The sequence below is a fragment of the Syntrophorhabdaceae bacterium genome (genome assembly GCA_036504895.1).
GTDB lineage: Bacteria > Desulfobacterota > Syntrophorhabdia > Syntrophorhabdales > Syntrophorhabdaceae > PNOM01.
Genome location: DASXUJ010000023.1, coordinates 1 through 7,285, shown reverse-complemented (window position 1 = coordinate 7,285; position 7,285 = coordinate 1). Strand labels below are relative to the sequence as shown.

Sequence of the window (7,285 nt, the reverse complement as noted above, 5' to 3'; positions counted from 1 at the left end):
GAACGATACGGAAAAGGCGAGGCGTGCGTATTCATGCACGGAGCAGGAGGCAGTTCCCTTTCATGGTACTCCCAGAGGGCGCTCCAGGACCGAATGGAAGTGGTGCTCCTCGACCTTCCGGGCCACGGGGATTCTCCCGGGCCCGCACCCGATAACATCGAAGAGTACTGCGAGGCAGTCCAGGGGACGCTCGCCGAGATGGGACTGGACAGATATTATCTGGCGGGCCATTCCATGGGCGGCGCCATCGCCATGTCCCTCGCCCTCTCCTCACCGGAAAAGGTGAAGGGCCTGATCCTCATCGGCACGGGCGCGAAACTGAGGGTCATGCCGGAATTTCTCGAAGGAATATTAAAAGATAAAGAAAAGACGGTCAGGATGATCATAGATCTGGCCTTCGGAAGAACGACCCCGCCGGAGATAAAGGAAGAGGGATTCAAGGCAATGATGAAGTGCTATGCCCGGACCATCTACAACGACTATCTCGCCTGTGATAAATTCGATATCATGAACAGGGCGGAAAAGATCACCTGCCCCACCCTGATCCTCTGCGCCCTTTCCGACCTGCTCACCCCGCCGAAATATTCCGAATACCTCAAGTGGAAGATCAAAGGGTCGGAGATCAAACTCATCGAACAGGCCGGCCACATGATGATGATCGAGAAAGGAGAAGAGGTAAACAGCGCCATCAGGGCATTCATAGGGTAGAAGGAAAGGCAGGGGCGTGTGTGGTGCGTTAAAGCGTTAAAGAGAAAAATCGGAAAACGTGTAATCGGAAAACGGAAATGCGGGGGATGCGTTAAAACAAGAAACCGCGGGCGACGCAAGTAGCTGTAAAACGAGATGCACCCTATTCACGTATGTTGCGCGTGAATACAACGATTGAGAAAGGAGGAACCTCTCCGGCGCGTTTAGCTCGCACAGCGAGCGAGAGGGGAGGCTCCAGCGGCTTATGCCGTTGGAGGGGCGACGTGAGCCCATTAATTGTGCGACGTGACCCCCACATATAATGACTATACCCAGACTGGGCGTAAGCGCTGAGAAAATTAAGTCCCTCCAGGAGAGGATGAACCGGCTCGGGATCAAGGAATCGGATGTGGTGGAGCAGTTTATCCGGTCCGGAGGGCCCGGGGGACAGAACGTCAATAAGGTGGCGACCTGCGTCTACCTTAAACACCTGCCCACAGGGATAGAGGTGAAATGCCAGCAGGAGCGCTCGCAGGCATTAAACCGCTTTCTTGCCCGTCGAATTCTTGTGCAAAAGATCGAAGATATCGCCCTGGGAAGGGAAAGCGAAGAGCGCCGGCGCGTGGAGAAGATCAAAAGGCAGAAAAGGAAGCGGTCGAAGCGGGCCAAGGAAAAAGTACTCGAGCTCAAGCACATGCAGTCGGTAAAAAAGGAGTCCCGCGCCTTCCGGGCTGACCGGTGGGAATAGCGGCCCGGCCGGAGCGCCCCCTTCTCTCCTCAAATTCACTGAATTTTCATCTCTTTGAAAAAAAACCCTAAAGAATAGTTGGGACCTACCGATAAAGGAAATTAGAGTTATGGCCGCACAGGAAAATGCGGCGGTGCAAAAGCCCGCCGATCACCCACATAAAGAGCCGCAGTCAAAGGGACCCTTGCCGCACCAGCCTGTCGATTCCGTGGTCGTCTTTTTCTTCGAAATATCCGCCTCTCAGGATAATTTAGAGGAGAAAAAAACCGCGATTATGGAACATGTGCTGGCGGTAATGACCGAATTCGGGGGAAGGTCTTCAGGTACTGCGGAGAACTCTATCCGCGCCTACTTTACCCAGGGAAAGGAGGCGCTAAAGGCTGCGGTAAAGATTCAGCAGTTCGTACTGACGACCGTCGCTGAAGGGCCGGCGGGCGAGCCCCTGGAAACGAGGATCGGGATCCATTTCGCAGATACCGTTGCGCCGGGACGCACGATTTCGGATGTGGTCGGCATGGCGACCAGGCTGGCGCGCGGGGCAGGCCCCTCACAGATTTTTGTCTCCCAGCCCGTCCATGACGCAGCCGCGGACCTCCATGGCGTCCATTTCGAGCCGGTGAGCGTGTTCCACAAGGCGGTAGTGTGGGACGGACCCCCGGTGTACCGTGTGAATTGGGACAAGGCAGTCGATTATAAGCCGGGGACATGCGTAGTCCTCTATTTCCGTCCTGTCTGGACGGCGGCAGACGGCTCCTTTCCATCCCTATGGTCCACCGTCATCCGGGAAGAGGGCCGGACCTGGAGCGATAGGATCGTAAAGAAACAGGTTCTCCCGGACAACTCCCTCGGGTTCGTGATCGACGAGGGCAGGTCCGCCGCTACGGCAGCTCATATTCTTCTTCGTTTTATCCGGGACAGACTAGAGAAGGAAGACGAAAAAACCATTCTTCCGGTCCAGGCTTTCATCCACCTCTATGATCGGGGAGGTGAGGGGATACCCACCATAAGTGAGAGCCATTTCCCTGCGTCCGGGGTCGATCCCGGCAGTATATACATAAGCGACGAGGCCCTCGCCTTTATCGGAAATAAAGGGGAGCTGTCCGTCGTGTCGGGAAAGGAGGCGAGCACCCTTCCGTCGTGGCAGAAAGTAGCTCTCGAGCTCGAGCAGGACGGCGATGAAGTAGCCGACTTTCTCCATCGCCCGGAGCTATTCGCAGGCAACGGAAGGCGCTGCTTCTACTGCGGGAACAGGCGGCACAAGGCGGCTGATTGTCCTTCGAAATATCTCCCGGATAATACGAAGGGTTTCGAAAAGCTCGGGTACTTTTCCGTTAAGGAGATAAATAGCCTTTTCAGAAAATTCCTGAAAGCCGATATGGAGGACCCCCAAAGGTTCAGGAGAGATGTGGTGGAGGGACAGAGCGCCCACCTCGGGCCCGCCTTCGATACATTCTATGACCTCAATAAGATCTTTCAGCTCCGCTTTTTCAGGAGCCTCTTTTTCGCGCCGGGCAATGAGTGGGGTAAGAAAACCGATTCAAATGCCGAGAGCAAAGGCGGGCAGCAGTGGCTGGCCCTCGATTCCCTTCGCGTATCCGAATGGGTACGCGCCGAATCCTTGCTCAAGGAGGCTGTGGCAAAACATCCCGAAGATTACCGCATTTACTGCACTCTCGGTTTCCTTTATGCAGAAAGGGGCGATCTGGCCGAGGCCGAGTACCACCTGAAAAAGGCGTTCAAACATACCAAGGTGAATACGAGCAGGATCTTCGTTCATTTTCTTCTCTGCCGTCTCAACCGGCTTCTCGACCGGCTGGAGACCGCCCGGAGGAACGTGAGCGACATTCTCGTCCTCGATCCCGGGTGTCCCGAAGCTCTTTATGAGGATGTGTGGTTCCGCCTCAAGGAGGGAGATGAGAAGGGGGGGCTTCAGAGACTTTCCATACTGATAATGGATGACAGGAACTATTATGTTCAAAGCCTCATAGACCCTGACTTTGCGCCTTTTCAGGAAAGGGTGAACGATCATCTCAAGGGCCTTTTCACAAAGGTAAAGGAAGAGGCGGAAACCCTCGTTCATTCCGTCGATGAAGAGATCCGGAAATCGACTGCCGTGCTTCGGGAAAAAGACCTCCAGGAGGTGAGGAGCCTGCGTTCAGAGATCCAGAGCCTCCTCGACAGCAGGAGCTATTTCGGCTATCTCGATATTACCGCTATGGGTGCAACGATTACTAAAATATGCAAGAATGCGGTGCTGGAGCAGAGGAAAGAAGCGGAAAGGCTTCTCAACAGCCTCGCCCGTCAGACGGAAAAAGATTTGGGCCTCCTTCTGGATTACAGCTTTCCCAAGCTTACTCACTCCTATTATAAACAGCTCGAACAGATACAGGAGAAAATCCTGGCCGCCAAGAAATCACCCCCTCCTGTCTCGCCCGAAGAGCTCGATACATGCGTGATCGTCAGGGAAGAGATCAAGACGGAGCTTGCCCGCATTGAATCCGAGTTCACGAAGCTCGAAGGCTGGCGGCAGATCCTCCTCAACGGCTTCAAATTCGTCAAGTATTTTCTGATACTTCTTGCAGCCGTGCTCGTCGTGGGCGTCTTTGTCCTGCCTGTGGTGATCGGCTTGCTCAACCCTCTTCTCACGAGATTCGATCTGCCGACTTTCAGCGACATCAACGCCTGCCGTAGCTGGTTTGTGATGCTGGGCGGGGCCGCGAGCCTCATTGCCTCCTTCCTCCTCACCACTACCCGGGTCTTTAAAGGCAAGCACGGCTCAAAACTTTTGGGCCCAATGGCTGCGAAAGGGAAGAAAGGGAAAAAACCGATCAAAGGGGCGACGGCAAAAAAACGCGCACCGGTAAAGACGAAGAAGAAATAAACCTAAAACCGGCTTCGTCGCGGGGGATATTCCTTCATGCATTTATTTACGGGCGTTGCCTGAATCCTTCGGCATGTACCGGAGGCATTCCATCCCCGAATTCCGGAATACCACGACCGACGGCAGCTCTCTCGATTTAAACCCCATGGCCCTGCATCCCTTGGGGAACCTGGAATCCCATGTGACGTAGAAGTGGGTACACGTAAAGCAGTCGATCTTCTTCTTCTCAGAGGCCATAGGAGAGTCTATCTTATTTTTTTCCGTCATGAGAAATAAAATCTGCTATACTTATGGACACGAAATCAATTATTTGCGAGGAGAGACCGTGAGCAGACAGGAGTGGGAAGACCTTTTACTGGTATACCTTTATGATAAAGCAGAAGCCGAGGCCCACGGCTTCTTCTTTTTCCCCATAACCGAATTTGCGACCCTGGCGGGCATTACCCACGGCGCGGAGATCCTGGCTGCGGCGAGGAGCCTCGAGGACAGGGGACTCGTCATGCTGTCCCAGGACCTTCTGGGGCAGGTGAGCGCCCTTATCAATCTGGAAGGCGGCTCTTATGTGGAAAAAGGAGGGGAGACAGGGATTATCGCGAAGTACCGGGAGAATCCGAGGGCCTTTCTGAAGGAAGAGGATGCGACCCCGGAGTGGTTGAGGGAGCCGGAGGCGGATATCGTGCAGTTTTCACCGGATACGATGATCGCGGGGGGGCCGGCCGGGAAGCCTGAAGAGGCGCCGGCCACCGATCTGAAGCCCTATATCATCAGAATTATCAATGCGATCCTGGACGATACTGCCATCGATGATGTGATGAGGGCGGACCTGCTCAGGGATGCGGAGACCCTCAATATCCAGCTCTCCAAGACGACCAGGAACCAGGCAGTCATCAATCTGCTGATGACGGAGCTCGCCAGTATACCCTCCATCTCCTACCTGACCGCGGAGCTGAGCTCGTTTATTCAGTAAGCTAAAGCCCATTCGTATGTTCCACTGCGCACCTGGACGGCTACTATTATTTTATCAATAAGGGCGCCGGGGAAAAGAATTGCCTGTTCTCGTGAAAAGCATATATATGGGTGTTATGAACACTGCCGGTTAGGGTGAATTAAACCCAATACGCGGGTTATCCCGCTTAGTGCAGCACGCCGATGCTTACTCGATGGCCTTCTCCAGGTCTTTGGCCAGGGCTGCTGCTTCGGGGGCGGCCAGGTCTATGGATAGGGCGCCTCCTCCGGGGTGGGCGAGGGTCAGGGTTATTGCGTCGCCTTCGCGCCTTATCCTCCATCTCTCGTCCTTCCTGAGCTTCAGCTCTTCCGCGATGAAAGACGCGGGATCGAATTGCGCTATCTGAATCAGTATCCCGAAGGCGTCCCGGGGATGGATGAAGAGGTCCTTCCACTCCCCCGGGCTGTCTTCATCGTAGCCGAAGAATGGAATATTCTGCGATCTGAGGAGCGCTGCGGTTTTCTTTATGTCCGGGGTCTGGAGGCAGATGTGATGGACGCCCTGCCGGCTTGCGAGGAAAGGGTCGAGAAAGCTGCCTTCTTCCGTAGGGCTGATGATCTCGATCCTGCTCAGGTCTCCGAGGGACAAAACAGCGCCCAGGAACTTCGACTCCTCGTCCATTGAGGACGAGCCGGGCACTGCCCCCAGGATGGAACAGAAGAAGTCGACGGCCTTCCGGTGGTCCCTCACCGCAATGGAGACATGGTCTATTCGTGATATGTCGGCTGATTTCATAGGGGCTCCTTATCTTTAGGAATATATCTTGAGCCTATCATAAAGCACGGGATCGTGGGAACGCAATGGGAAGCCGGCACACGCGAGATTATCCGGTTGCGCGCGGGCAAAAAAAGCCTTATCTTTTCGAAGAAATAAAAATGTGAGAGGTTGAGAATTCATGGACAAGATGAGGCGGATCAGGAAAGTGCTCAAGAGCGTTCCCACTATCGAGGGCGCGGGCGTCCATCTGAAGCGGGCTTTTGGCTACAACGAGTGCCCCAGGCTCGATCCCTTTCTCCTCCTCGATGATTTTCATTCCTCGAACCCGGCGGACTATATAAAGGGTTTCCCGTGGCACCCCCATCGGGGGATTGAGACGATCACCTATATGCGGGAGGGCGTGGTGGAGCACGGGGACAGCATGGGGAACCGCGGGGTCATCTCCGCGGGCGATATTCAGTGGATGACTGCGGGAAGCGGCATTATCCACCAGGAGATGCCCAAAGGCCGGGAAGACGGGCTCATGCATGGGTTTCAGCTCTGGGCCAACCTCCCGGGCTCCCATAAAATGATGAAGCCGCGCTACCGGGAGATCAAGAGCACGGATATTCCGGAAGTGGCCCTGGAGAACGGGGTCCGGGTGAGAGTAATTGCCGGAGAGATAGAAGGGGTAAAAGGCCCGGTGGAGGATATCGTCACCGATCCCCGCTACCTCGACATCACTTTACCCCCGAGGACAACCTTCGCCTGCCCGGCTGCACGAGGCCATACCGTCTTTACCTATATCACCGAAGGAGAGGGTTATTTCGACGAAAGCCGCGATCCCTATCAATTCGAGATAAAAGAGATTAATTATTTCAATTTCCGCAGGGACTGCCTTCTGGAAAAGGAAAGCCTCATCCTCTATGAGGATGGCGACATTCTCCATATCACTGCCGGAAATTCTCCCCTGAATTTCCTCCTCGTCTCCGGTGAGCCCATAGGCGAGCCGGTCGCCTGGTATGGCCCCATAGTAATGAACAGCAAAGAGGAGCTGAGGGTAGCCTTCGAGGAGTACGAGCAGGGCACATTCATAAAAAGTACCGGTTAGATGGCCGAAGGGTCGGCCTGTTGAAGAAAACGATCCCCCCGTCGTCGATTGTTCAATAATTTCCTTGAAAATCCTTCGCAATCGCAGGACAATGGATAGGTGCGAACGCCATTGAGACCGGCGCTCTGGTTGGCTTCACCTGGCCGATCGTAGAAA

The 7,285-nt window shown here is 54.6% G+C and carries 7 protein-coding genes; 5 read left to right on the top strand and 2 right to left on the bottom strand.

The features are described 5' to 3' along the window. From VGJ94_02970 to VGJ94_02960, 3 genes are all read left to right on the top strand, one after another. A partial coding sequence (locus tag VGJ94_02970; protein HEY3275557.1) for an alpha/beta hydrolase occupies window positions 1–708 on the top strand: 708 nt, incomplete at its 5' end. 358 nt (window positions 709–1,066) lie between these two features. Further along, window positions 1,067–1,435, top strand: coding sequence for a peptide chain release factor-like protein (locus tag VGJ94_02965; GenBank protein HEY3275556.1), 369 nt, complete (start codon window positions 1,067–1,069; stop codon window positions 1,433–1,435). A gap of 109 nt (window positions 1,436–1,544) precedes the next feature. Next, entirely contained in the window at window positions 1,545–4,316 is a 2,772-nt protein-coding gene (locus tag VGJ94_02960) for a hypothetical protein (GenBank protein HEY3275555.1), read from the top strand. A 42-nt stretch (window positions 4,317–4,358) separates the two neighbouring features. On the opposite strand, the gene VGJ94_02955 is transcribed toward VGJ94_02960, so the two are convergent. Then, window positions 4,359–4,553, bottom strand: a complete 195-nt coding sequence (locus VGJ94_02955; protein ID HEY3275554.1) for a hypothetical protein — start codon at window positions 4,551–4,553, stop codon at window positions 4,359–4,361. 88 nt (window positions 4,554–4,641) lie between these two features. On the opposite strand from VGJ94_02955, the gene VGJ94_02950 reads away from it, so the two are divergent. Then, window positions 4,642–5,283, top strand: a complete 642-nt coding sequence (locus VGJ94_02950; GenBank protein HEY3275553.1) for a hypothetical protein — start codon at window positions 4,642–4,644, stop codon at window positions 5,281–5,283. Window positions 5,284–5,469: 186 nt separating this feature from the next. On the opposite strand, the gene VGJ94_02945 is transcribed toward VGJ94_02950, so the two are convergent. Beyond that, a complete protein-coding gene (locus VGJ94_02945; GenBank protein HEY3275552.1) occupies window positions 5,470–6,057 on the bottom strand; it encodes a VOC family protein in 588 nt (195 codons plus the stop codon). 160 nt (window positions 6,058–6,217) lie between these two features. Here VGJ94_02945 and VGJ94_02940 point away from each other — a divergent pair, with 160 nt between their 5' ends. Continuing rightward, complete coding sequence (locus tag VGJ94_02940; GenBank protein HEY3275551.1) at window positions 6,218–7,129, top strand: pirin family protein; 912 nt, start codon at window positions 6,218–6,220, stop codon at window positions 7,127–7,129. The last annotated feature ends 156 nt before the right edge of the window (window positions 7,130–7,285 follow it).